The following is a 23,828-nucleotide window of genomic DNA, read 5'->3' as shown; positions in this document are numbered from 1 at the left end:
GGCGCGGCGGGATCAACGACGACGCCAATCGTCGTGGTCTTCCTAACCCTCCTGCTCTCCTCAGAAATTCTCCCTCGGAACGCGCGACGGGTACCGCAGTACTGGGTGAGCGATTTCGAATCGGAGTCTCGGTATCTCCGGTACCGACTCCAAGATTTGAAATCTGCCTTCGGTATCTCCGGTACCGACTCCACGATTTGAAATCTGCCTTCGGTATCTCCGGTACCGACTCCAAGATTTGAAATCTGGGACTCGGTATCTCGAGTACCGACCAGGCGATTTCAAATCGGAGGCTGGTATCTCCGGTACTGACGATCGGATTTCGAATCGCCGCGCGTCGTTCGAGATCCCGATCGGCCGTGTCCAGGCTTCGAACGAGTGATCTCGAAGCTCCTCAGCGGGAGCCGCCGTCGAGGCGGATGCGCGGGTCGAGGCGCGCCACCGCGAGGTCGGCGCCGAGGTTGCCGAGCTGCACCGCGATCGATGCGACGAGCACGACGCCGAGCAGGATGGGGACGTCGCCGCTCGAGATCGACTCCACCGCGAGCCGGCCCACGCCGGGCCAGCCGTAGATCGTCTCCGTGATCACCGCGCCCGAGACGAGCAGCGGCGTCGAGAGACCGAGCAGCGTGACGATCGGCAGCAGCGCGTTCCGGAACGCGTGACGCACCACGTGGATCGGCGAGAGGCCCTTCGCGCGCGCGGTGCGCACGTAGTCCTGGCGCAGCGTCTCGATCATCTCGCTCCGCATGATGCGCGCGTAGGTCGCGGCGCCGACGATCGCGAGCGTGAGCGCCGGGAGCATCGCGTGGCGCACGTGATCGAGCGCGTCGACGCCGTATCCGCCCACCGGGAACCAGCCGAGCCGGAACGCGAAGATCTGCAGGAACACCAGCCCCGTGAGGAACGTCGGCGCGCTGATGCCGAGGAACGCGATCGCCATCACCAGCGTGTCGAGCGGCCCGTTGCGACGCAGCGCCGCGAGGGTGCCGATGCCGAGCCCGATCATCACCTCGAGCGCGAGCGCGATCCCGCCGAGCAGCATCGTGCGCGGCAGGCGCGTCCCGAGCACACGCGCGACCGGCTGCTCGTCGCGCCACGACGTCCCGAGATCGCCCGTCAGCACGCCGCCCCAGAACCGCGCGTACTGCTCGTGAAGCGGCGCATCGAGCCCGTGCGCCGCGTTGAACTCGCGGACCCGCTCCGGCGTCGCGCGCGCACCGAGCATCGAGACCGCGGGATCGCCCGCGCCATGCGCGAGCAGGAACACCAGGCTCACGGCGGCCCACACCACGAGCACGCCGCGCAGCAGCCTTCGCGCGAGCAGCGACGTCATCGTGCGCCCCCGCCTCGTCGCCCACCGAGAGGCGCGAGCGCCGCGAACGACCGAGCGCCCGCACGATCGAGCGCGCGCGCCACGCGACGTCGCGGCAAATCCAGCCACACGTCGCGATACATCTCGTCCCACACCGGGTTCGGGCGGAAGTTGCGCACGTAGGGCTGCCAGGCCTCGTACTTCGTGTTCGAGAACAGCCACGCCCACGGCGAGTCGTCGACGAGGATGCGCGAGGCCTCGCGATAGAGCGCGATGCGCCGCTCGGGATCGCGCTCCACACGCGCGTCGTCGAGCACACGATCGAGCTCGGGGTTGCGATAGAACGCGCGATTGCTCGAGCTGGTCTCGCTCGCCGAGCGCGAGTGGTAGAGCGGCTCGAGCATGCTCGCGGGATCGGGGAAGTCCATCGACCAACCGCCGAAGAGCATCGTCGCGGTGCGCGGTCTTCCGGTCTGCTCGAGGTAGACCGGGAACGACACCGGACGCAGCCGCGCGCGGATGCCGATGGTCGCGAGATCCTGCTGCGCGAGCACCCCGTACGCCTGACCGGTCGGGCCTTCGCCGATCCAGAGATCGAGCTCCTCGTCGAGCCCCTCGGCGACGCAGTCCTCGCCCTCGACGCCTACGCCGCGCGGCGTGCAGCGCACCGGATGCCCGGCGAGCGCCATCTCTTCGCGAGCGCGCGCCACGTCGTGCACCTGCGCGCCCGGCAGGTTCGGATCGTGGGCGCGCAGCGTCTCGGGGATCGGCTGACCGATGGTGCGCAGTCGTCCCGCGCGCTGACGGTTCCAGCGATCGCGATCCATCGCGAACCCGACCGCGCGACGCACGTGACGGTTCGTGAAGGGCTCGAGCTCGGTGTTCATCTCGATGCCCCAGATGTCGACCTGGGCGTGCGTGACCGCGTGGGGCTGCCACGCGCTCTGGCGTCGGAACCAGAGGTAGTCGGTCGGCGTGAAGCGATGGATGTGATCCACGTCGCCCGCGAGGAAGCGCATGAACGCGGGGCCGCGCCCGAGGTTCAGCTCGAGCACCAGGCGATCGAGGTAGGGCTCGCCCTCGCGATAGAAGTCGTCGTTGCGCCGGAACGAGACGCGCACGCCCGCTTCCCACTCTTCGAGCTCGAACGCGCCGGTGCCGACCGGGTGCTGCCCGACCTCCGTGCCCCAGCGCTCGTAGTTCTCGCGCGGCACCGGGAACGCGAACGTCATCGCCATCGAGTGCAGGAACGCCTGATCGGGGCGCGACAGACGGATCTCGATCGTGTGCTCGTCGATCACCCGGATGCCGCTCACGTGCTCGGCGCTGCGCGCCCGGTAGGCATCGAACCCGTCGATCAACGAGAAGAACGTCGCGCCCGGCGATGCGGTGTCGGGGTGCAGCATGTGCTCGAGCGACCACCGCACGTCGTCGCCGACGAGCGCGCGCCCGTGGTGGAAGCGCACGTCGTCGCGCAGCCGGAACGTGTAGACGAGCCCGTCGTCGCTGACGGTCGGGAGCTCGCGCGCGAGGCGCGGCACGATGTTTAGGTCGGAGTCGTGCTCGACGAGCCCCTCGAACAAGAGCTTGAGCCCGACGTTCGAGATCGCGTTCCACTCGACGAGCGGATCGAACCCGGCGACGTCGGACTCGTGGAACGCGACGAAGGTGCCGCCGCGCTGCGGCTCCTCGTGGCCGGCACCGGCGAACGCGGGATGCGTCGGCATGGGCGGCAGGAAGAGCGCGATGGTGGCGACGATCGCCGCGAGCACAGCGAGGCTCGCAATGCCGAGCACACCCTCGGTGTCCCGGCGCTTCTTGGCGCGAGGCGTCGAGGCCATCGCGCTCAGTCCTTGGGGTCGAGGGCGTCGCGCAGGCCCTCGCCGAGCAGGTTGAAGCCGAAGACCGTCGCGACGATCAGCAGGCCCGGATAGAGCACGAGGCGCGGCGCGAGCGACATCATGTCCTGCGCGTCGTGCAGCATCGTCCCCCACGTCGACGCCGGCGCGGGCACGCCAAGCCCGAGGAAGCTCATCGCGGACTCGACGAGGATGGTGTTCGCGACGAGCGTGGTGCCGATCACGATCGCGGGACCGGTCACGTTCGGCAGCACGTGCCGCGCGAGGATGCGCCACTCGCCCATGCCGAGCGCACGCGCCGCCTGCACGAACTCGAGCTCGCGCACCTGCATCGTCTTGGTGCGCGTCACGCGCGCGAGCGTCGTCCACGAGAGCACGCCGAGCAGCACCACCAGCACGACGATCGAGGGGCTGTTCACGACGCGGTTCACGGTGATCGCGATCAAGAGGAAGGGCAGGGACTGCATCACGTCGACCAGCTGCATCAGCAGCGAGTCGAGCCAGCCTCCGAAGTAGCCCGCGATCGCGCCCACCGAGAGCCCGATCAGCACCGCGATGATCGTCGCGGAGAGCGCGGCGCTCAGCGAGGCGCGCCCGCCGTGCAGGAGGCGCGAGAGCTCGTCGCGCCCGAGCGTGTCGGCGCCGAGCACCATGTCGTCGCCGGGCGGGCGCGGCGTGCCGTCCTCGAGCAGCCCCTCGGCGAACTGGTGATCGGGGTCGGCCGGCGCGAGGAAGGGCCCGAAGATCGCGGTCGACAGCACGAACACGACCAGCGCGAGGCCCACCATCGCGCCCCGGTTCCGGCGGAAACGTCGCCAGGCGCGCGGATCCATCGTGCCGGGCTACACCGCGTCCGCGCGTCCGGTCAATGCTGGCCGCTCGGATCGAACGGGGTCGCCCCGCCCGAAGCGCAGACCAGCACGTTCGCCTGCGTCACGCCGTGGCAGGTCCAGCCCTGCGGGCACTCGGCGTCCGACGCGCAGCTGACGGTGCAGACCGGCTCCTCACCGCGCACGCCGGCGACGCAGAGCCCGCGCTGGCACTCGCGGTCGTCGGCGCAGCGCTCGCCGGTGCGCCCATCGCCACGGCCCGAGCACGCGGCCAGCGACGCGACCAGGACCGCGAGGAGCGCGCGTCGCGCAGCGGGCATCACGCGCGGCAGCCTGCCGTGCTCGTCCGGCGATCGCAAGGAAGGCGCCGAGATCGGTCGATCGGTGCACCGAGGATACGATCGCCTTCGTGAGACGGCGATCGCGTGAATGGAACGAGGACGCTCGATCGAGACCGTCTCGCGCGCGGTTCATCCCGCGAAATCTCGCGAAAAACGGCGCAGATCGCGCAGTGTCCGCGTGTTGCGCATTTTTCTTGGCGCGTTCTCTCGAATGGAATACATTCGCTCGCGCTCGGGGTGATTCCTCTCGCGAGGCGACCTCGACTGACGCTCGATCGGGGGATTCGAGCAGCGGGTGCTTTCCCGGAGACACGGGCCCGAACCGGAGGACGTTGGTGAGCGAGATCGGCGGAAAGACGGGCGTCGGCGTGCGGAGCGAAGAAGCGCTCCGGGCGTTCGAGCGCGCGCATCCGCAGGGCCTCGCGGTCCAGCAGATCGTCGACTGGTTCGATCAGGGCGGTGACCGGCTCACCGAGGCGACGTTCCGGAAGTACGTCCAGCTCGGGCTGCTGCCGCGGAGCGTCCGGGTGGGACGCAAGGGCAAGCACCGCGGCTCGCAGGGGCTCTATCCCGCGACGGTCGTCGGGCGGATCGAGACGATCCGGCGGCTGATGTCGCAGGGCTTCACGATCGAAGAGATCCAGCGCGAATTCTTCGTGCGCGGCGACGTCGAGGAGCTGGGGCGCAACCTCGACCGCGTGTGGTCGGCGATCGAGCGGCGCATCGCCGATCGCGGCGGCGACGCGCTCGCGGAGAAGCAGCTGGCCGAGGCGCGCGCGCTGGGCGTGTCGCTGATGGAGACGCTCGACGCGATCGAGCAGCGGATGTCGATGCGCGCTCGCATGGCGCGGGCTGCGGTCTGAGTGGGCGGGCGTCGCTCCGCGGGCGAGGCGGGGCGGCGAACGGAAGAACGGCGAAGGGCGGAGGCAACGATGTCGGAGCAGCAGGAGCTCGATTACGAACTCGAGCAGGGCGACTTCGGGGGCGAAGGGGACGAGGACGGAGCGGGCGAGATGCCACCCGCCCTCGACGGCTCACTCGCGCTCGCGCTCGCGGCCGAGACCGACGAGGACGCGGAGGACGGCGACGAGAAGGGCCGCCGCAAGCGCCGCAACCGCGCGCGGGCGCGCACCATCTCGATCCGACGGCTGAGCAAGGCCGAGCTCAACCGCGGCAAGATGCTGTACCCCGAGACCGACTACTGGAAGCCGACGACGCGCGCGGAGTGCATCGACATGGAGCGGCCGTGCCCGTTCGTGTCGTGCAAGTATCACCTGTACCTCGACGTCCACCCGGTGCGCGGCAGCATCAAGGTGAACTTCACGGACATCGAGGTCTGGGAGATGACCGAGACCTGCGCGCTCGACATCGCGGACCGCGGCGGCATCACGCTCGAGGAGGTCGGCGAGATCATGAACCTGACCCGCGAGCGCGTGCGCCAGGTCGAGACGGCCGGTCTCGCGAAGCTCGCGGCGCTGCAGGACGTGGCGCGGCTGAAGGACTACTGCCTCTGATCGCGGTGTGATCGCGGCACGCGGGGGGCGTGCCGCGCTTCGAGCACGACGCAGGGGGCGTGCTGGGTCGGCGTCCGCGGGAGAACGCGACGCCTGATCAGCGCTTCTTCTCGTCGTCGCGCTCGGCCTCGCGCTCGAGGCGCTCGACCTCGCTCTCGTCGTCGTCGCTCTGCTGCGGCGCGTCGCTCTTGCTGCGACGTCCTTCGAGCGCGTCGACGATCCCGCGGGTCATCTTGCCGAGCTCGGCGCCCAGCTGACGCGCCATCGGCTCGGCTTCCTTGCCGACCTTCTCGAGCGCCTTCTCGGCCTCGGTGGCGGCCTTGCGGACCGCCGGGTCCGCCGCTGCCACGAGCAGCTCGGCCGCCTTCTTCATGTGGCCCAGCGCTGCGAAGAGCTCGTTCTTCGCGTCCGCCGGGCTCGGCGCCTTGTTCGACTCGTCCTGCCCCTCGTCCTCGTCGCGCGGCTCGCTCATGCGCAACGACTCACCTCGGGCGCCACGCACATCAAGCTCACGGACACGACGGGCGCCAGATGAGCACCTCGTTGTTCCCCTCGCGGCACTCCGCGATCGCGCCGCTCGCGGGCTCCTCGGGGTCGTCGATCACCGCCCAGTAGTCGACCACGTCGCCGCTCAGCGGGATCTCGACCTCGACCGTCTCCGACCCGCCGTTCGGGAGCAGCACGCCCGTCGTCTCGACCTGCGCGACCGCCATGCCCGCGCTCGGACGCCCGCGATACACCCGCACCACGACGCCCGGCCCGACCCGCTCCAGGCCCCAGTTCTGCACGTCGATGCGCACCCTCGCGCGGCCGCGTCCCAGGCACTCGTACTGCCCGCGCCCGCCCCAGAGATCCGGCACCACGAGCACGTCGCCGCCCTCGCGGAGGTTCTGGCGATACGCGTTCAGCACCGTCCAGCTGCCCGGCTCGGGGCTCTGGATGTGCCCGCTCTCGGTCACGTTCGTGATGTGATACGCGTGCTGGTTCCAGATGCGGCGCGCGCCGACCCAGCGGCCGCGCGCGTCGCCCCAGATCTCCACGCCCGGGTCGGTCGTGCGGTCCGTCGGGCGCTGCAGGAAGGTCGCCTCGGAGTTCGCGGTGAACACGATCTCGGCGTCGCCGTCGCTGTCGACGTCCGCGATCACCGGGTTCTCGGTGCGCGTGCGCGACGAGTTCGCCTGGCGGAAGAGCTCGGTGCCCGCGTAGCCGTCGTACACGCGGAAGAAGAACTGGTCGTTGTAGACGACCTCGGCGCGCCCGTCGCCGTTGAAGTCGAACACGCTCGAGCCGGTCGCCGCCGACGAGTCGTCCTCGGTGTTCGACGTCCAGCGCACGCCCACGCCGCCGCAGCCGATCTCGGGACGACGGCGATCGCAGTCGAGGTCGTAGACGCCGTACGCCGCGCCGTGCGCGACGCCGATCTCCGGGCGCCCGTCGCCGTCGAAGTCCGCGATCGTCGGCGCGCCGCCGAGCGCATCACGCCCGCGACCCTCGATCACGCGGTCCCACTTGATCTCGCCCGAGCGCCCGTCGAGCACGTAGAGGAAGCCCTGCGAGACCAGGACGATCTCGGGCCCCGGCGTGAACCCCATGTCCGCGACGGCGCAGAGCCCGTCGCCCATCACCGTGTTCGCCCACATCACGTCGCCGTTGGCGCGCATCGCGGTGCGCCCCGCGACGATCTCCTGCACCCCGTCGCCGTCGAGGTCCGCGACGCACGAGATCGGCCCGAGGATGTCGTTGGCCCCGCGCGTCGTCGTCTCCGAGGGCGCGGTCCAGCGGTGCGCGCCGGTCCGCCCCTCGAGCACGGTGCGCCCGATGACGATCTCCACCGTCCCGTCGCCCTCGAGGTCCGCGAGGCTCACCGCGCCGCCGATCGTCCGCGACCACCGCGTGCCGCGCTCGAGCGCCGAGGGATAGGGCGACTCCCACATGAGCGTGCCGTCGTGGTGGAACGCGAAGGTCCCGGAGTCGACGCCCATGCCGACGATCTCGTTGTCGCCATCGCCGTCGAGGTCGCCCGCCGCGAGGTTCGTCGACGGCTCGAGCGGCCCGAACGGGCCCATCGGTCCGGTCGTCGTCGGATAGCTGATCGTCGTCTCGGTGCGCGGATCCCAGATGCGCAGCGTGCCGTACTCCGAGCCGCTGCCGAGCGAGTCGTAGGAGACGAACACCACGACCGGCTCGAGGTCCTCGCCGTCGTTCGGCGTGAGATCGATGACGAGCGGCGTCGCGCAGACGTGCCAGCTCGCCGGGTCCGACATCGTGCCGCCGCGCTCGGGCCAGCGCGTCTCGAGCACCGGATCGTCGAACGGATGCACCTCGGGCACGATCCGGCAGGTCGTCGGGTCGGGCGGGCCGCCCACCGGCGGCTCGGCGTCGCGCCCCGCCGCGTCCCACCGCACGCCGGCGTCCTCGCCCGCATCGCCGCCGTCGGGCAGGGTGCCGCCGTCGAAATCGGGGCCGCCGTCGAAGTCGGGCCCGCCGTCGAACCCGCCGCCGTCGCGTGGGCCGCCGTCGAGGCGAGCGCCGTCGGGCAGCAGGAGCGGGTCGTGCTCGTGGGAGGCGTAGCAGCCGGGGGTCGCGACGAGGGCGAGCGCCAGGAGAAGCGATGAGGTGCTGCGGGTCACGGAGGCTCCGGGGTCGCGCCAGCGACAACAAGCACCGTGCCATGAGGCAGATGCGCGTTTCTTCGAGGTTTTCTCGCTGAACTGCGGCTCACCGTAAAGGGCACGCCGGCCCCGGAGCGCGCCCTTCCGTCAGGAAACTCACGCCGGCTCGGCGGCGACGCGGTGGGTGAGCGTGCCGACGCCCGTGATCTCCACCTCCACGACGTCGCCCGGCACCAGCGGTCCGACGCCCGCGGGCGTGCCGGTCAGGAGCACGTCGCCCGGCAGCAGCGTCATCACCGACGACACATACGCGAGCAGCTCCGCCACCGGCCACACCATGTCGGCGACGCGCCCGTCCTGGCGGGTCTCGCCGTTGACGCGGGTGCGGAGCGAGAGCGATGCGAGCTCGCCCGGCTCGGTCTCGAGCCAGGGCCCGATCGGGCAGAACGTGTCGAAGCTCTTCGCGCGGGTGAACTGCACGTCCTTGCGCTGGAGATCGCGCGCCGTGACGTCGTTGGCGCACGTGATTCCTCCGATCGAGCGCGCCGCGGTCGCGACGTCGGCCCGGCGCAGCGTCGTGCCCACGACCACCGCGAGCTCGCCCTCGTGCTCGACGCGGCTCGACTGCGGGGGCAGCAGCACCGTCCCCTCGTGCGCGAGCAGCGCGCTCGGCGGCTTCATGAAGAGCAGCGGCTCGGGCGGCACCTCGTGCCCGAGCTCCTTCGCGTGCTCGCGGTAGTTCCGTCCGACGCAGACGATCTTGCTCGGCACGACCGGCGGCAGGACCGCGCCCTTCTTGATCGGCACGAGCCGGTCCGTCTCGGTCCCGCCCTCCCAGGGCGCTGCGGTCCACAGCCGCGCGGTCGCGTCGTCGTAGAGGCGGGCCCAGTAGTCGAGCCCGCCGTGGCGGAGCCGCATCAAACGCATGGCCGGGCACGCTAGCGCAGCGCGCCGCACGAGTCAGTGCGAGATCACGCGCACGATCGAGTCCTCGCCGAAGCGCACCACGCCGCCATCGCCGGGGCGGCCCCAGCACGCGCTCCACTGCAGCTCGCCGCGCGAAGGAGGCGTGCGGGTGACGGCGATCGGCGCGTCTTCGCCCTCGAGCACGAAGCTCGCGGCGTGCGCGAAGCGATCCCCCGGCAGCACGTAGAGCACGGCGATCAGCGACGAGCCGCCGCCACGTCCCGCGACCACCCACGTCGCTTCGCCCGGCGAGGGCGACCACGCGAAGGGCCCCGGCGCGAGCTCCCATCCCGCGAGCGCCCGACGGTCGACGTTCGCGCACGCCAGCGCGCGATCGCCGTCGGCCTCGGCGTACGGCTCGAAGTCGTCGGCATACGCCGCGAGCTCGGGCACCCCGCGCAGCGCGGCGCGGATCGCGTCGCGCTCGACCGTGAGATCGACGACCTCGCGCGGCCGATCGACCTCGGGGTATCGCACTGCCGGCGCCGTGCCGTGGCAGCACCGGAACGCCGCGGCGGGCGCGGCCTCGGGCACCTCGAGCACGCGCGCGTCGCACCGATGCTGGTCCGCGGGGGCATCGGCCTGGGCGCCGCGCAGCACCGCCGAGCGACCGCGTCGCACCAGCGATTCGGCCGCATCGCTCGCGGTCCACTCCGGTGCGGTCTCGCCCATCCGCATCGCGCCGAGCGCGCTCGCGCACGCGCTGCGATCGCGGCTGCAGCGATCGGCGTCGTAGGTGCGCCCGCCGGGGAAGCGGTCGTGCGCGTCGCCCTCGCAGGCGCGCTCCCACTCGAGCTCGGTGCACAGCCGCGCGCCCCGGGCCTCGCACAGCGCGGCGGCCTCGGCGCGGCTGGTCACGAGCTGCGGCGGCGCGAAGGGCTCGTTGGGGTAGGGGTGCCGATCGATCGCGAACGCCGGCAGCTCGACCGGGATCTCGTCGACCTCGCGCGAAGGGCGGCGAAACGGAGTGCCCGGCGTGCTCCCGGCAAGCACCACGCCCGCGGGCACCGCGATCGTCGGCCCCGGCGTCGCGGGGGGCTGCGGCGTGCGCGGGCTCGGCGCCGGCGCGACCACGGTGGCAGCAGCGTCGGTCTCGCTCGAGACCTCGGGCGTTCCTCCGCATCCGACGAGCCAGGCGACGAGGCCGATCGCGAGCACGCGACGCATCGCGGCCGACCCTACGGACCGGGGATCGCCGGGTCGAATTTCTCGCAGCCCGTCCGCGCTTGCGTCGCGCGCGAAGCGCTACAGAGTGCGCCGCTGTCGGAGCGGCTCGGGTGATCGCCGGCGCACCGTCGAAAGGCGGGCACGCGGGAGGAAAGTCCGAGCTCCACAGGGCAGGATGCCGGCTAACGGCCGGTGGGGGCGACCCCGAGGACAGTGCAACAGAGAGCAGACCGCCGCCCCCTCTCGTGAGAGAGGCATCGCGGCAAGGGTGAAACGGTGAGGTAAGAGCTCACCGGGCCGCTGGTGACAGCGGCTGCACGGCAAACCCCATCCGGAGCAAGACCGAATAGGGGAGCGCTGTGTCTCCGGGGCGCCGCAAGGTGTCTTCGGAGGCACGAGAGGACGGCCCGTCCGAAGCTCCCGGGTGTGTCGCTGGAGGCACGCGGCAACGCGCGTCCTAGAGGAATGATCGCCACTCGCTTCGCGGCGACGCGGAGAGAGAACAGAACTCGGCTTACGAGCCGGTCCGACCCGGAGCCCGCGGTGGAGACACCGCGGGCTCCGCGCTTTTTGGCGATTCGCCGGGGGACCCCCGGCGGGATGGTGAGACTGTACGAGAAGGTCCCCAGACGCGCGAAATGACCATTTCGGGCGAGTTTGGACTTTTTGTCGCGACCCAATGGCCGTTTCGGGCCTCTGGGGAACTTTTTGTCGAGGAAATGACGATTTGATGCGAGTGGCGCCAAACCGTCGCTCGGCACGACGGTTTCGCCCGGCGCGCGCGTCGATCTCAGCGAAATTCAGCCGGACGCGTCGGCCGCCCAGGGCGCGGTCAGGATCTCGGTGCGGTCGAGCGCGTCGAAGCGGTAGATGTGCTTGGCGCGGATGCTCTCGAAGCGGTCGAGCCGCATCCGCATGCGCAGCAGCGGATCGAGCAGCGTCCCGTCGCAGCGCCCCGCGGCGCGCGCGGTCTCGAGCAGCGCGGCGAGCGCCTCGTGCGCCTCGCGCGGATGGAAGACCGGACCGGGCGCGAGCATCACCCGACCACCGAGCCCGATCGCGCGTCCGTCGAGCACGTCGCCCGCGGTCAATCGCGAGCCCGGCAGCTCGTCGCCCCGCGCCACGAAGCGCGCGCCGTAGAGCAGGCAATCGACGATCGGTCCATCGTCGCCGCGCTGGTCGGTCACGCGGAAGAGGCTGCGCATCGACGCGAGCATCGCGCGCGCGAGCGGCTGCTCGGCAGGCGCGAGCGAGGGGAGGAACGCGCGCATCGCGGCGCCCTCGTGACGCTCGATCACCAGCCAGTCGAGGAACGCGCGCACCCGCTCCTCGTAGAACGGCTCGCCCGGCGCGAAGGGCCCCGTGCGTGCGTGGAACTCGGCCTGCGCGCGCTGGATCTCGGCTTCCGGCAGTCGCGCCACCACGCGCTCGACGATCGACTCGGGGCTCAAGGCGACGTTCTCTCTGTCATCCGCGATCGACGCCGTCGAGCGCTCCTTGACTTCGATCGCCGCGCATCGTCGAATCCCGTCGCGGAGCGGTGACGATGGCGGCCGACGACGACACGAAGCGAGCGATCACGCTGGTGGAAGAGGCGATCGGGCGGCTCGGGATCGACGCAGCGACCGCGAAGCTGACAGGCGACGCGAGCGCCGCGTCGTACGTGCTCCGGCGTGGCAGCGCGCGCATCGTCGTCGCGGTGCACGAGCCCGCGGCGGGACGCGAGGGGTCGCTCCGTGTCGCGGCGCCGGTCGTGAAGATCCCCGGGGCGGAGCCGCAGCGCACCGCGCTCTTCCAGCACGTGCTCGAGCTCAACGCGCGCGAGCTCGTCGGCGCGGCGTTCGGGCTGCTCGGCGCCGACGTGGTCGTGGTCGCCGAGCGCGCGCTGCGCGATCTCGATGCCTCGGAGGTCGACACCACGATCCGCAGCATCGGCCGCCTCGCGGACTCCTGGGACGACGCGCTCGCGACGCGCTTCGGCACGCAACGCTCGAGCGATCAGCGCAGCGAGTGACGCGGCGGATCGGAGCCGTCGCGCTCGCGGCGGCGATGCTCGCGCTCGCCGTCCCATCCGCGCGCGCGCTCGACGTGGAGCTCGACAGCGACGCGAGCTTCCAGGTCTACGAGGTGCGCGCGCCGGGCACGACGACGTTCCTCGCGCGGCGCCGCTTCACGTCCAACCTCGGGCTGCGGCTCGTGCAGCCGCTCGGCGCGCCCGAGCCCGATGGACGCCAGATTCGCCTCTCGGCGAGCGTGCGGCTGCGGCTCTACCACGACTTCGGCGAGGACTGCCTGGTCGGCGGCGAGCTCTGCGTGCGCGCGTACGATCGCGAGATGACGGGCGGATGGCAGCCGCTCACGTCGCCATCGCTGATCGATCTGCCGATGCTCTGGGTCGCGATCGACGGCTTGCCTCTCGGGATCGCGGCGCGGGTCGGGCGGCAGCTCGAGGTCGATCCGATCGGGTTCGTGCGGTTCGACGGAGTGAGCGCGCGGATCGCGCCCTGGCCGTGGATCTCCGCGGAGGCGTTCGCGGGCTTGATGGTGCGAGGCACGAGCCTGCTCGGGACGCCGGCGTTCGAGCCGCAGGGCGAGATGCGCGTCGATCGCAGCGACGTCGACGCGACGGTCGCGCCGTGGACCGATCCCGGCATCGACACCTGGGTGGTGGGCGCGCGGGTGCGCGGCGGGCCGGGCGAGTGGCTGCAGCTCGGCGCGGGCGTGCGGCACGCGTGGGAGGACGACGGAACGGTGCTGTCGCGCCTCTCGCTGAGCGCGACGTCGCAGCCGATCCCGCTCTTGCGCATGGAAGCGATCGGCGTGCTCGATCTGCTCGACATCACGGTGATCGACGCGCTCGGTGCGATCGAATTGCGCGAGGGGATCTGGAGCGCGCGGGCCTCGATCGAGCGACACGTGCCGCGCTTCGATCCCGGCACGATCTGGGCGTGGTTCCAGACCGCGCCGATCGACGAGGCGCGGCTCGGCGGGAGCGTGCGCCTCAGCGACGACGTCGAGCTCGGCGGGGCGCTGCGCGGTCGTCACGCCGATCTCGGCGCGCCGTGGGGCGAGGACTACGACGCGGGCGTCGAGGGATGGGCGCGCGCGCGGATCGAGCGCATCGACGCGGGGCTCTCCGGCTTCGCGTGGAGCGGCTCGCTCGGTCCGGTCGCGGGCGTGTCGATCGACGCGCGGCGGCGGCTCATCCCCGAGATCGCGCTGGGCCTGCACGTGAGTGTGTGGCACTTCGACGATCCGCTGCGTCAGGACCTCTACGGGACGGTGGTGAGCGAGTCGATCGACGCGATCTTCGATCTCACCGAGCAGGCGTCGATCCTCGTCGAGCTGCAGCACGCGGCGAGCAGGGTGGTGGGCAATCGGTTCCGATTGATCGCGTGGCTGCGCGTGGAGACGTGGCGATGAGAGCGGTGCAGTACGTCGTCGCGATCGGGATCGCGCTCGCGTTCGTGCTCGGGCTGACGAGCGGGGCGAGCGTCGGACAGCGCAGCGCGAGCGCGCGGCCGCGCGACCTCGGGCGCTCGACGATCATCTATCCGCCGCAGCGCATCGCGCTGCGGATGGACCACTCGCTCCCCGCGCATCGCGAGCTCGAGTGCGCGCGCTGTCACGACGGCGCACCGACCAGCGAGTCGTCCGCCGATCGCCTGATCCCCGCGGAGCGCACCTGCCTGCCGTGCCATGCGCGCGAGATCGATCGCGCGACGCCGACCATCGAGACGTGCGGCACCTGTCACATGGGGTTCGTCCCTCCGCCGAGCGATGCGGGCGCGCCGATCGCGCCGGTCTCCGACGTCCCCGCGGCGCGCCTGCGGTTCTCGCACCGCGCGCACGTGCAGGCGGGACAGACCTGTCTCGACTGTCACGCCGGAGTCCCCGACGCGCGCCTCGCGACGCGGGCGCATCTGCCGACGATGCGCGACTGCTTCCGCTGTCATGCGCCGAGCGGGCTCGGTGACGTGCCGGCCGCGCCTCGTCCGCTCGCGTGCGAGGGCTGTCACGTCGCGAACCCTTCGGGACAGCTGCACGCGCGCTGGCCCGAGGGCTGGATGAACCCGCCGCGCTGGATGGCGGGCATGCGCCACGATCACGAGTGGCTGGTGCGGCATCGCTGGGTCGCGGCCGATCAGGGCCCGCTCTGCGCCGAGTGCCACACCGAGAGCGACTGCACCGACTGCCACGACGGACGGGTGCGACCGCGGCGCGTGCACCCGAGCGACTTCCTCACCGTGCATCCGGTCTACGCGCGGCGCGACGGCGAGCTCGGCACGAGCGGCGGGCGCTGCACGAGCTGCCACACGATCTCGCAGTTCTGCGCGGAGTGTCACGGGCGCCTCGGCATCGCGCCGATCGCGGCGCCCGACGTGCGCACGCGCGATCGCTGGCATCCGCCGACCGCGGTGTGGGTGCGCGGGCCGAACATGCACGCGATCGAGGCTGTGCGCTCGATGCAGAGCTGCGCGAGCTGTCACGCCGAGGAGGACTGCGTGCAGTGCCACGGCGCGCGGGGGATCGGCGCGGGCGTGAGCCCGCATCCGCCGGGCTTCGCGATGTCGTGTCGCGGCGCGCTGGAGACCAACGCGCGCGCGTGCATCACGTGCCACGGCGACGTGGAAGAGCTGCGCGCGCGCTGTCGATGAGTCAGCCGGGGTCGGTGTCGGTCGTGCGCCGCGTTGCCTCGGGCGCGATCGCGTCGATCGGCAGGAGGCCGGGATCGGTGTCGAGGTGCGCGGGGATGTCGCGCGTGATCTCTTCGCCGGGCTGGGTCTTCACGACGAGCACTTCGTTCGTGTCGAGCTCGATCGCGCTCTGGCTGTCCGCGATCACCAGCGCGTTGTGGGTCGTCGGCTCCTCGCTGTCGGCGCCGATCTCTTCGCCGCGATCAGTCGGCGAATCAGCAAACAACTCGTGCACGGGCTCGTCGCGATCGCCGGTCTGGGGCGTGACGAGCGACGAGATCGACGCGACCTGGAGCGCGCCGGTCTCGCCGTCCTCGAAGCTCTCGTCCCAGGGATCGGCGTTCTGCGAGCCCGGCGCGAGGCGCTCGTAGATCTCGGCGATGCGCCGCCGTCGCGCGCCGCTCGAGAAGAGCTCGCGCACCCGGCGATAGCCCGACTCGGTCGTGCGCGCGCGCAGCGACTCGTCGCGCAGCATCTCCAGGATCGCATCCGCGAGCGCGCTCTCGTCGCCGGGCGGATAGAGCAGACCTTCTTGTTCGTCGCGCAGCGCGTCGCTCACGCCGGGCACGCCCGCCGCGATCACCGGGCGATGGCAGGCGAGGTACTCGAGCAGCGGCTGGGGGAGATCGCCGAGCGACTGGAAGCGCGGCGCTTCGCTCGCGGGAGCGAGGCAGAGATCGGCGCCCGCGATGATCTTCGGCAGCGTCCGCGGCGGCGGCTCGCCTCGCACCTCGACGACCCCGCCGAGCTCGAACGCGTCGACCATCGCGCGCATCTGCTCGCGGCGGTGACGATCGGTCTCGCCCGCGATCAGCGCGCGCACCGGGCGCGTCTGCACCACGCGACGCAGCGCGCGCAGCATCGTCGCGAGATCGCGATCCGCGGTGAACGATCCGAGATAGAGCAGCCGCGGCACCGACTCGTGCGACGAGGGACGCCAGTCGAAGCTGCCCACGTCGATGCCCGGCGGCAGCACGATCACGCGGTCCGAGGGCACGCTCTCGAGCACCGCGCGGCGCGCGGCCTCGGTCGGCACCAGCACGAGATCCGCGTGCTCGATGCTCTTCGCGTGGGCCTCGCTCCATCGCCGCTCGACCCCGGCGCCCAGCGCCTCGTCGGGGAAGGTCGCCATCTCGTAGACGAGCTGGAACCCGAACGCGTCCTTGCGGTCGGCGGCGATCGCGCCCTCGAACGGACCGCGCACGTGCACGACGTCGTAGGGCTCGGCCTCGAGCTGCCGCGCCACCGCGCGATCGAACATCACGCGCTGCTCGAGGGCGCCCGCTTCGCCGACCGGCACGCGGAACATGCGCGCGTCGCCGATGCGCTCGACGTGCGAGAGCGACTCGGTCTTGACGGTCACCAGATCGACGTCGCCGCGCACCGCTGCCGCGATGGCGAGGAGCGCCGCGCCATGCGGGCTCGAGCCGGGCACGGCGGCGAAGGCGGTCACGAGGACGCGGATGCGCGGGGTGTCCAGAGCAGCCTCCTGACGACGATCGGGCTCACGCGGGGATGGGGCGCTCGGCGACAGCGCCTCCGGGGCGACGGCTCACGGAGCCGCCATCCTACATCCTTTTCCTTGCCATCCGCGCATTGACGGGACTACAAACTAATGCCCGTGTCGGTGTCTCTCGGAATCTTCCGGTGCACCGAGGCGATTTGCACCCAAAGGACCTTTGGGGAGGACGGCGTCGTGAAGGAACTCGCTCGCTTTCTTCTACAGAACGCTCAGATCGACTTCTCGGGCGAGATCACGATCGAGCAGGTGCGGCAATTCCTGCGCGAGGACGACTCCCGCGAAGCGCGCGCGCTTCTGGCCAAGCTGATCGAGGACAAGGGCGTCGACGACATGCTCGTCACCCTCGCCGACTGCCTGAAGGAGTACATCCCGGAAGGCGTCAGCGAGGACGTCGTCCGGCAGCAGCTCTCGATGTACAGCGAGAGCTGACGGACCTGACGCGCCGAGCCGCGCTCTTGGTCTCGGTCGCGGCGCTCGTCCTCGGCACCGCCTGCGACGTGCCGAACGAGACCGCACCGATCGGCTCGGCGCCTCTCGTGATCGCGACCGTTCCCGCGCCCGGCGCCGACGACGTCGATCGGCTCGCGCGGATGGAGGTCGTGCTCGATCGGCCGCTCGCGCCGAGCAGCGTGTCGCCCGCGACGGTGCAGGTGGTCTCGGGCGCGCGTGTCGCGCCGATCGCGGTGCGCGCCGATCCGACCTTGCCCGGGATCCGCATCGAGCCGCAGGGCGCGCTCGATCCCGATGCGCGCTGGGAGCTGCGCGTCGAGGGCGTGCGCGATCTCGACGGGATCGTCGGGGCGCGCGAGGTCGTGGTGTTCCGCACCGGGCGTGCGGAGACCGCGCCGAGCGACGACGTGCCGCCGTGGAGCGAGATCGGCCCGCTGCTCGCGCAGGCGTGTGGCGACTGTCACGGCGGCGACGCGCCGGTGCTGGGGCTCGATCTCGCGAGCGCCGAGGGCGTGCGCGCGACCGCGATCCGCGTGGCGTCGCGACAGACCGGCGAGCGACCGCGCGCCGGCGGGATCGTGACGGGCCTCGCGGGGATGACGCGCATCGAGGTGTTCGGCGACGCGGGGCGGCCCGAGGACAGCTATCTCGTCTACAAGCTGCTGGGCGATCCCCACATCGTCGGCGAGCGCATGCCGCCGCCGGACGACGCGGGCGCCGCGCACGCGCTGAGCGCCGAGGAGATCGCCCGCGTCGCGGCGTGGATCCGCGGCGGCGCGCCGACCGAATAGGCACGGCCCCTCGCTTGACGCATCGGCGCGCGCGGCGATAGCGTCGCCGCCGAATGAGGCTTGGGACGCTTGCGATTGCCGTCGCGATCGGAGTGCTCGCGATCGGATCGCGCGCCGAGGCACAGCGGATGGATCTCGCGCTCTCGCGCTTGCGCGTTCCAGCCGACGAGACACCCGGCAGCGCGTGCCCGCGCTTCTTCGGCGGCGGCGAGCGCGCGTTCTGCGCGGACGACGACGCGTGGCGGAGGCTCGCGACGCAGTTCGCGGGCGCGCTGATCCCGCCGATCCTGCTGCCCGCGCACACGCGCGGGATGCGCGGGATCTACTTCGGCGTCGAGTCGTCGATCAGCGGGATCGACTCGAGCGCGGAGTACTGGGCGCGCGGCACCGAGGGCGACTCCGGCGATCGCAATCGCTTCGTCGACGGTGTGCTCGCGTGGTCGCGCTTCAACGTGCGCAAGGGGCTGCCCTTCGGGTTCGAGATCGGGACCAACATCGGGTTCCTCGTGAACACGTCGTACTGGGCGCTCGGCGCGGAGGTGCGGTGGTCGCTGCTCGAGGGGCTGCGCGATCGCCATGCGTCGGCGTACTTCCCGTCGCTCTCGGTGCGCGGCTCGGTGCAGACGCTGCTCGGCGATCCCGAGGTGAACGTGACGGTGCCCGCCATCGACGTGTCGATCGGCGAGCGCATCATCGTGGCGGACACGGTGGAGGTCTCGCCGTACCTCGGCGGCCAGGTCGCGTGGGTGTTCGCGGACAGCGAGCTCGTCGATCTCACGCCGGAGGTCGACGCGTTCCACGAGTGCAATCCCGATCCGATCCCGCCGGGCGAGCCCGGGCACACCGGGAGCGACGAGCCGCCGTACTGCCGCGGGAGCGGGACCGACTTCAACCACAACGTCGTGTTCCCGAGCCTGCGCTCGACGCGGGTGCGGCTCTTCGCGGGCTCGCAGGTGCGCTACGAGTGGTTCGCGCTGACCGCGGCGTTCTCGTTCGATCTGCTGGCGCCGAGTGATCTCGACGAGTCGCTGCCGAGTGATCTGCCGCGGCAGTGGCGCGTGGATGTGGGGGCGGGCGTCTCGTACTGAGCTCGTCGACGAACGAACGAACGAACGAAGGGCCGACGATCGTTGGATCGCCGGCCCTTCGTCGTTTGCCGTTCGTGCACGTGCAGGTGCACGTGCACGTGCACGTTGCGGATCTCGATCAGAGCACGCGGTCGAGCGGGGTGTACTCCACGCCCACGCCCTCCGCGACGGCCTGGTAGACACACGCGCCGTCCCACACGTTCACGCCGAGCGCGAGCGCGGGGGAGCCCTTGATCGCCTTCACCACGCCCTCGCGCGCGATGCGCTCGGCGTAGGTGATCGTCACGTTCGTCAGCGCGAACGTGCTCGTCATCGACACCGCGCCCGGCATGTTCGGGACGCAGTAGTGGATGACGCCGTGGAGCTCGAACGTCGGGTGGTCGTGCGTCGTCGGACGGCACGTCGCGATGCATCCGCCCTGATCGACGGCGACGTCCACCACGACCGAGCCGGGCTTCATCTTCTTGATGAGGTCCTCGTCGACCAGCTTCGGCGCCTTCGCGCCCGCGACGAGCACCGCGCCGATCACGAGGTCGGCGTTCGCGACCGTCTCCTCGATGTTCGTGGGGTTCGAGTAGAGCGTCTCGATCGACGCGCCGAAGATGTCCTCGAGGTAGCTCATGCGCGTGCCGTCGACGTCGAGCACGGTCACCTGCGCGCCCATGCCGACCGCGATCTTCGCCGAGTGCGCGCCGACGACGCCGCCGCCGAGCACCACGACGTGACCACGACGCGTGCCGGGCACGCCGCCGAGCAGCAGGCCCTTGCCGCCGCGCTCCTTCTCGAGGCACGACGCGCCGACCTGCGTCGCCATGCGGCCCGCGACCTCGCTCATCGGGCGGAGCAGCGGGAGCGAGCCGTCGGCGTTCTGCACGGTCTCGTACGCGATCGCGCGCACCTTCTTGGCCATGAGCTCCTTCGTGAGCTCGGGCAGCGGCGCGAGGTGCAGGTACGTGTAGAGGATGAGCCCAGGACGGAAGTAGCCGTACTCCTCGGGGAGCGGCTCCTTCACCTTCATCACCATCTCGGCCGCCCACGCGTCCGCGGCGCTCGGGACGATGCGCGCGCCGACGGCCTCGAAGTCCTTGTCCGCGATGCCGGCGCCGAGCCCGGCGCCCTTCTGGATGCGCACCTCGTGGCCGGCGCGGGTGAGCTGGCGAACGCCGCCCGGGTTGATGCCGACGCGGTACTCGCGAGTCTTGATCTCCGTCGGAACGCCGATGATCACGGGAGCCTCCTGATGTGAGCTGGATCGAGGGCCGTCACGGCCTCTCCGAATCATGTGGCCGCGAGGGCGGCGGAGCGGCTCTCATCTAGCGCGGGAACTACGCGTATCCACACGCGATCGACCGACGCGACGCGTCAACTCGCGAGCGACCTCACGGCGCGTGGGGCTGGCCCCGCGGATGCGGATCGGGTAGAGGCGAGCGCGTGAAGCAGGACCCCGCAGGGCGCACCCGAACGTGGGCGTTCGGCGTCCTCGGTGTGCTCGCGGTGGGCGCGCTGATCGCCGTGATCGCGTACCTCCTGTGGCGCCCCGGCGTCGAGGGCACCGGTGACCTCGTGCGGTTCCTCGAGGACCGCGGGCGCGTCGCGGTCGTGGGCACCGACGACCTCGCGCGGCTGCGGCCCGAGGGCACGACGATGGTGCGCGCGAGCGAGGTGCCGGGGCTCGACGCGGCGCTCGGCGGAACCGACGAGGCCGAGCTCGCGCGTGTGCTCTCGGAGAGCGGGATCGAGGGGCTCGTCGCCGACGGTCGCGGTGCGCCCCAGGGCGAGGTCGAAGCGACGGCGCCGCTGCGCGATCGGCTGCGCGCGTACGACTCGTTCGAGCAGCTGCAGGCCGTGTATCTCGCGCCGAGCGCGGCGTTCTACGTGCCGCGCACCGGGCTCGTGCTCCACGCGCCGCACGACTTCGCGCTCGCGTACGTGGCGCGCGCGATCCTCGGCGGGGCGCGACCGCCGCGCGTGCAGAGCTTTCCCGAGCCGCTGCGCCGCATCCGCAACGTCGAGGTCATGGTGATGCTGAAGGACGGCGAGCGTCCTCGGCTCTGGCGCTCGGCGCGTGGGAGCTCGATCGCGCGCGCGCTGCTCACCGCGTCGATCGTGGCGCGACAGCGCTGGAGCGAGCGCGAGGCCGCGATGGGTGGGCCGCTCGACGCGCAGCTGCGCACGCTCGACGTCGAGGTCTATCTGCTCGACGAGGACGGCTCGCTCGGCAGTCGTGCGCCGGCGTTCGTCGAGCGCGCGTTCACGCCCGAGCACGGCGTCGCGTTCGATCATCTCGGCACCTGGCGCTACTTGCTGCCCGACGCGACGCGCGAGCGCGGCGAGGGCTCGGCGGTGCGCGCGTACGACGCGCTCTTCGAGGACTCCGACATGGAGCCGGGATCGATCGCGCGCGAGGACGTGCGGCTCTATCGATTGCTCGCGAGGCTGCTCGCGCGCTCGCCCGCGACCGCGCCGCGCTCTGCTCTCGTGCCGGGATCCGCGCTCGTCCCGAGTCCCTCGCCGCCGCCCGCGAGGCCCGCGGCAGGCGCGGAATTCCCGGTCGCGCCCGCGCCGATCCTGCCCTGAGCGAGCACCGGCAGCGCAGCGCGCTCCTCGACGTGCGCCGGCAGTCGCACGACGAACGTCGTGCCGATCCCCGGGCTCGATCGCACCTCGATGAGCCCGCCCGCCGCGCTCGCGATGCGCTGCGAGATCGCGAGGCCGAGCCCGGTGCCGCGATCCTTGGTGGTCACGAACGGCACGAAGAGGTTCTTGAGGACCTTCTGCGGAATGCCGGGCCCGGTGTCCGCGACGTGGATCTCGACCCCGCGCTCGTCGCCGCGCGACACGCCGCGCGTGCGCACCTCGAGCCGGCCGTGGCCCTCCATCGCCTGCACCGCGTTGAGCGCGAGGTTGATCAGCACCTGACGCAGCCGCTCCGCGTCGATGCGCACCGGCGGGACCTGCTCGTCGAGATCGAGCGCGGACTCCACGCCCGGGCCGAACTGAGGTCCGAGCAGCTGCAGCGTGCGGCGCACCGTCGCGTTCACGTCGATCGGCGCGACGTCGCCGAGCTGCGAGGGGCGCGCGTAGTCGAGGAACGACGAGACGACGCGGTTCAGTCGATCGACCTCCTCGACGATGATGTCGAGGAACTCGCGCGCGCCGTCGTCCATGCGCGTGCTCTCGTCGCGCGGCGCGGGCTCGGCGAGGAACTGCGCGCTCGCCTTGATCGCACCGAGCGGATTGCGGATCTCGTGCGCGAGGCCGGCCGCCATCTCGCCGAGCGCGGCGAGGCGATCGCGCTCCTTCATGCGCTGGTAGAGGCGCGAGTTCTCGACCGCGATCGACGCCTGCGCGGCGAGGCCCTTGAGGAGCTGCACTTCTTCCGGTGAGTACGCGTCGCGCAATCGCTCGTCGCGGATGCAGATGAGCCCGTAGCTCTCGTCGGGCCCGCGCAGCGCGACCGCGACCGAGGCCTGCATCGACTCCATCGTGCCGATGATCTCGGCGAGCGTCTCGGCCTCGCCGTCCTCGCCGAGCTCGCGTCGCTCCTCGAGCTCGCGCTCGAGGTTCTCGAGCACCAGCGCCTCGTCGCGCCGCATGCGATCGAGGAACGGACGACCGGGCGCGAGCTCGACGCGACGCGCCGGCTCCCCACCGACGTGGCCCATGAGATCGTAGCCCTGACGATCGGCATCGAGCAGGTACATCGATCCGTGCGTGAGGCGCCGCGAGCTCTCGAACGCGGTGACCACGCTGCGCACGAGGTCGTCCTGCGAGAGCACGTTCGCGAGCTGTCGTCGCAGGTCGAGCACCATGCGCTCGAAGTCGTGCCGCTCGCGGAAGAAGAGCTGCGAGATCTGCTGCTCGATCTTCGAGCGCACCGGCTCGGTCAGCAGCATCAGCACGAGCGCCGCGGTGACCGAGTGCAGGAAGAAGTGACCGGGGTCGAGCGCGACGAGGACCCAGAGGATCCCGGCGAGCGAGAAGGCGAGGGCGGTCAGCACGCCGAGCCGCGCGCCGAGCTCGTAGAGATCGAGGATGCGCGAGCTGAGGATCGACTGCGACAGCACGTAGAGGAACACGAGGATGAGCACCGTGCCGACCGGCGGGATGTCGAGGCCGACGTAGGGCAGGTACTCGGCGAGCGTGAACACCGCGGCGAACGTGCCGACGAGCGCGAGATAGAGCAGGCGCGCGCGATCGAAGCGCGAGCGCGCACGACGGCCCGCGCGATAGAGGATCACGAGCGCCGCGGCGAGCAGCACGAACACGTAGACGAAGACCGCGGTGCCGAGCAGCAGCGCGCGATAGAGCGGCGTGAAGATCGCCGCGCTCATCCCGATGGCCAGGAAGATCGCGGTGCGATTGAGCTGCCCCGATCGTTTCGAGTCGCTCTGCAGGAACGCGCGGAAGAACTGCACCGCGGAGAGCGGCAGCAGCACGGCCCACACGAGGTTGAGCCGCTCCCAGAACGCGCCGCCGCCCTCGAAGCGCGCGAGGAACGTCGTCAGGTACCAGGCACCGACGGTCCCGTCGAAGAGCGCGAAGAGCCAGTGCACGCGGCGCTTGCGCGGTCGCAGGAGCACGACCGCGCTGAGCGCGAAGCAGAGGATCGACGCGACGAGCGAGATCTGGGTCCGGAGATCCACGTCGCGGCGATCGTATCAGCCGACTCGGGT

At 71.4% G+C, this 23,828-nt stretch carries 20 protein-coding genes and 1 other RNA gene; 9 read left to right on the top strand and 12 right to left on the bottom strand.

All coding sequences use genetic code 11. The features are described 5' to 3' along the window. Nucleotides 1–394 precede the first annotated feature (394 nt). The 4 genes from I5071_RS13915 to I5071_RS13900 are packed head-to-tail and all read right to left on the bottom strand — an operon-like array spanning nt 395 to nt 4,324. Nucleotides 395–1,336, bottom strand: a complete 942-nt coding sequence (locus tag I5071_RS13915) for an ABC transporter permease (RefSeq protein ID WP_236605929.1) — start codon at nt 1,334–1,336, stop codon at nt 395–397. After that, nucleotides 1,333–3,156 (bottom strand): ABC transporter substrate-binding protein, encoded by a 1,824-nt coding sequence (locus I5071_RS13910; RefSeq protein ID WP_236605928.1) that lies wholly within the window; start codon nt 3,154–3,156, stop codon nt 1,333–1,335. The genes I5071_RS13915 and I5071_RS13910 overlap by 4 nt, the downstream gene beginning before the upstream one ends. A 5-nt stretch (nt 3,157–3,161) precedes the next feature. Further along, nucleotides 3,162–4,007, bottom strand: coding sequence for an ABC transporter permease (locus I5071_RS13905; RefSeq protein WP_236605927.1), 846 nt, complete (start codon nt 4,005–4,007; stop codon nt 3,162–3,164). A 32-nt stretch (nt 4,008–4,039) separates the two neighbouring features. Continuing rightward, on the bottom strand, nt 4,040–4,324 hold the full coding sequence (locus I5071_RS13900; protein WP_236605926.1) for a hypothetical protein: 285 nt from the start codon (nt 4,322–4,324) through the stop codon (nt 4,040–4,042). 356 nt (nt 4,325–4,680) lie between these two features. Between I5071_RS13900 and I5071_RS13895 the strand changes: the two genes are divergently transcribed. Both I5071_RS13895 and I5071_RS13890 read left to right on the top strand, forming a co-directional pair. After that, nucleotides 4,681–5,208 (top strand): MerR family transcriptional regulator, encoded by a 528-nt coding sequence (locus I5071_RS13895; protein WP_236605925.1) that lies wholly within the window; start codon nt 4,681–4,683, stop codon nt 5,206–5,208. Between the two features lie 69 nt (nt 5,209–5,277). Further along, complete coding sequence (locus I5071_RS13890; protein WP_236605924.1) at nt 5,278–5,859, top strand: sigma factor-like helix-turn-helix DNA-binding protein; 582 nt, start codon at nt 5,278–5,280, stop codon at nt 5,857–5,859. Nucleotides 5,860–5,956: 97 nt separating this feature from the next. Here I5071_RS13890 and I5071_RS13885 read toward each other — a convergent pair whose 3' ends face one another. The 4 genes from I5071_RS13885 to I5071_RS13870 all read right to left on the bottom strand — a co-directional run bounded on the left by I5071_RS13885 (nt 5,957) and on the right by I5071_RS13870 (nt 10,604). Beyond that, the gene (locus tag I5071_RS13885) at nt 5,957–6,331 is read right to left on the bottom strand and encodes a hypothetical protein (RefSeq protein WP_236605923.1); all 375 of its coding nucleotides are present in this window, start codon (nt 6,329–6,331) and stop codon (nt 5,957–5,959) included. 37 nt (nt 6,332–6,368) lie between these two features. Beyond that, the gene (locus I5071_RS13880; protein ID WP_236605922.1) at nt 6,369–8,489 is read right to left on the bottom strand and encodes an FG-GAP repeat domain-containing protein; all 2,121 of its coding nucleotides are present in this window, start codon (nt 8,487–8,489) and stop codon (nt 6,369–6,371) included. A 138-nt stretch (nt 8,490–8,627) separates the two neighbouring features. Further along, nucleotides 8,628–9,398 carry a fumarylacetoacetate hydrolase family protein gene (locus I5071_RS13875; RefSeq protein WP_236605921.1) on the bottom strand — a complete coding sequence of 257 codons (771 nt, stop codon included), beginning with the start codon at nt 9,396–9,398 and terminating at the stop codon, nt 8,628–8,630. Between the two features lie 33 nt (nt 9,399–9,431). Next, complete coding sequence (locus I5071_RS13870) at nt 9,432–10,604, bottom strand: formylglycine-generating enzyme family protein (protein WP_236605920.1); 1,173 nt, start codon at nt 10,602–10,604, stop codon at nt 9,432–9,434. Between the two features lie 98 nt (nt 10,605–10,702). On the opposite strand from I5071_RS13870, the gene rnpB reads away from it, so the two are divergent. Then, an RNA gene (gene rnpB / locus I5071_RS13865) (RNase P RNA component class A) lies at nt 10,703–11,136 on the top strand. A 268-nt stretch (nt 11,137–11,404) separates the two neighbouring features. On the opposite strand, the gene I5071_RS13860 is transcribed toward rnpB, so the two are convergent. After that, the gene (locus I5071_RS13860; protein ID WP_236605919.1) at nt 11,405–12,055 is read right to left on the bottom strand and encodes a hypothetical protein; all 651 of its coding nucleotides are present in this window, start codon (nt 12,053–12,055) and stop codon (nt 11,405–11,407) included. A gap of 95 nt (nt 12,056–12,150) precedes the next feature. On the opposite strand from I5071_RS13860, the gene I5071_RS13855 reads away from it, so the two are divergent. From I5071_RS13855 to I5071_RS13845, 3 genes are read left to right on the top strand one after another with little or no spacing between them, the layout of a single operon-like run. After that, nucleotides 12,151–12,618 carry a YbjN domain-containing protein gene (locus tag I5071_RS13855; protein WP_236605918.1) on the top strand — a complete coding sequence of 156 codons (468 nt, stop codon included), beginning with the start codon at nt 12,151–12,153 and terminating at the stop codon, nt 12,616–12,618. Beyond that, a complete protein-coding gene (locus I5071_RS13850) occupies nt 12,615–14,027 on the top strand; it encodes a hypothetical protein (protein WP_236605917.1) in 1,413 nt (470 codons plus the stop codon). Before I5071_RS13855 ends, I5071_RS13850 begins: the two co-directional genes overlap by 4 nt. Then, on the top strand, nt 14,024–15,262 hold the full coding sequence (locus tag I5071_RS13845; protein WP_236605916.1) for a cytochrome c3 family protein: 1,239 nt from the start codon (nt 14,024–14,026) through the stop codon (nt 15,260–15,262). The genes I5071_RS13850 and I5071_RS13845 overlap by 4 nt, the downstream gene beginning before the upstream one ends. 1 nt (nt 15,263) lies before the next feature. Here I5071_RS13845 and I5071_RS13840 read toward each other — a convergent pair whose 3' ends face one another. Further along, nucleotides 15,264–16,754, bottom strand: a complete 1,491-nt coding sequence (locus tag I5071_RS13840) for a glycosyltransferase family 4 protein (RefSeq protein WP_236605915.1) — start codon at nt 16,752–16,754, stop codon at nt 15,264–15,266. Nucleotides 16,755–16,922: 168 nt separating this feature from the next. Between I5071_RS13840 and I5071_RS13835 the strand changes: the two genes are divergently transcribed. Genes I5071_RS13835 through I5071_RS13825 form a run of 3 tightly spaced genes read left to right on the top strand, consistent with a single transcriptional unit; the run spans nt 16,923 to nt 19,152 of the window. Next, nucleotides 16,923–17,252: a hypothetical protein gene (locus I5071_RS13835; RefSeq protein WP_236605914.1), complete on the top strand. Its 330-nt coding sequence runs from the start codon at nt 16,923–16,925 to the stop codon at nt 17,250–17,252. A 26-nt stretch (nt 17,253–17,278) separates the two neighbouring features. Continuing rightward, nucleotides 17,279–18,064, top strand: a complete 786-nt coding sequence (locus tag I5071_RS13830) for an Ig-like domain-containing protein (protein WP_236605913.1) — start codon at nt 17,279–17,281, stop codon at nt 18,062–18,064. Between the two features lie 53 nt (nt 18,065–18,117). Then, nucleotides 18,118–19,152, top strand: coding sequence for a hypothetical protein (locus I5071_RS13825; protein ID WP_236605912.1), 1,035 nt, complete (start codon nt 18,118–18,120; stop codon nt 19,150–19,152). A 118-nt stretch (nt 19,153–19,270) separates the two neighbouring features. On the opposite strand, the gene ald is transcribed toward I5071_RS13825, so the two are convergent. Both ald and I5071_RS13815 read right to left on the bottom strand, forming a co-directional pair. Further along, nucleotides 19,271–20,380, bottom strand: a complete 1,110-nt coding sequence (ald, locus tag I5071_RS13820) for an alanine dehydrogenase (RefSeq protein ID WP_236605911.1) — start codon at nt 20,378–20,380, stop codon at nt 19,271–19,273. A 1,189-nt stretch (nt 20,381–21,569) separates the two neighbouring features. After that, nucleotides 21,570–23,798 carry an ATP-binding protein gene (locus tag I5071_RS13815; protein WP_236605910.1) on the bottom strand — a complete coding sequence of 743 codons (2,229 nt, stop codon included), beginning with the start codon at nt 23,796–23,798 and terminating at the stop codon, nt 21,570–21,572. Between the last annotated feature and the right edge of the window lie 30 nt (nt 23,799–23,828).

The organism is Sandaracinus amylolyticus (assembly GCF_021631985.1).
GTDB classification, from domain to species: domain Bacteria; phylum Myxococcota_A; class Polyangia; order Polyangiales; family Sandaracinaceae; genus Sandaracinus; species Sandaracinus amylolyticus_A.
Note: the sequence above shows the minus strand (reverse complement) of the source record. Positions and strands in the feature narration are given on the sequence as shown.

Excerpts from the sequence above, each read along its gene's own strand:
- I5071_RS13915 (WP_236605929.1), bottom strand. The coding sequence starts at position 1,336 with ATGACGTCGCTGCTCGCGCGAAGGCTGCTGCGCGGCGTGCTCGTGGTG.
- I5071_RS13910 (WP_236605928.1), bottom strand. The coding sequence starts at position 3,156 with ATGGCCTCGACGCCTCGCGCCAAGAAGCGCCGGGACACCGAGGGTGTG.
- I5071_RS13905 (WP_236605927.1), bottom strand. The coding sequence starts at position 4,007 with ATGGATCCGCGCGCCTGGCGACGTTTCCGCCGGAACCGGGGCGCGATG.
- I5071_RS13900 (WP_236605926.1), bottom strand. The coding sequence starts at position 4,324 with ATGCCCGCTGCGCGACGCGCGCTCCTCGCGGTCCTGGTCGCGTCGCTG.
- I5071_RS13890 (WP_236605924.1), top strand. The coding sequence starts at position 5,278 with ATGTCGGAGCAGCAGGAGCTCGATTACGAACTCGAGCAGGGCGACTTC.
- I5071_RS13885 (WP_236605923.1), bottom strand. The coding sequence starts at position 6,331 with ATGAGCGAGCCGCGCGACGAGGACGAGGGGCAGGACGAGTCGAACAAG.
- I5071_RS13875 (WP_236605921.1), bottom strand. The coding sequence starts at position 9,398 with ATGCGTTTGATGCGGCTCCGCCACGGCGGGCTCGACTACTGGGCCCGC.
- I5071_RS13870 (WP_236605920.1), bottom strand. The coding sequence starts at position 10,604 with ATGCGTCGCGTGCTCGCGATCGGCCTCGTCGCCTGGCTCGTCGGATGC.
- I5071_RS13855 (WP_236605918.1), top strand. The coding sequence starts at position 12,151 with ATGGCGGCCGACGACGACACGAAGCGAGCGATCACGCTGGTGGAAGAG.
- I5071_RS13845 (WP_236605916.1), top strand. The coding sequence starts at position 14,024 with ATGAGAGCGGTGCAGTACGTCGTCGCGATCGGGATCGCGCTCGCGTTC.
- I5071_RS13825 (WP_236605912.1), top strand. The coding sequence starts at position 18,118 with ATGAGGCTTGGGACGCTTGCGATTGCCGTCGCGATCGGAGTGCTCGCG.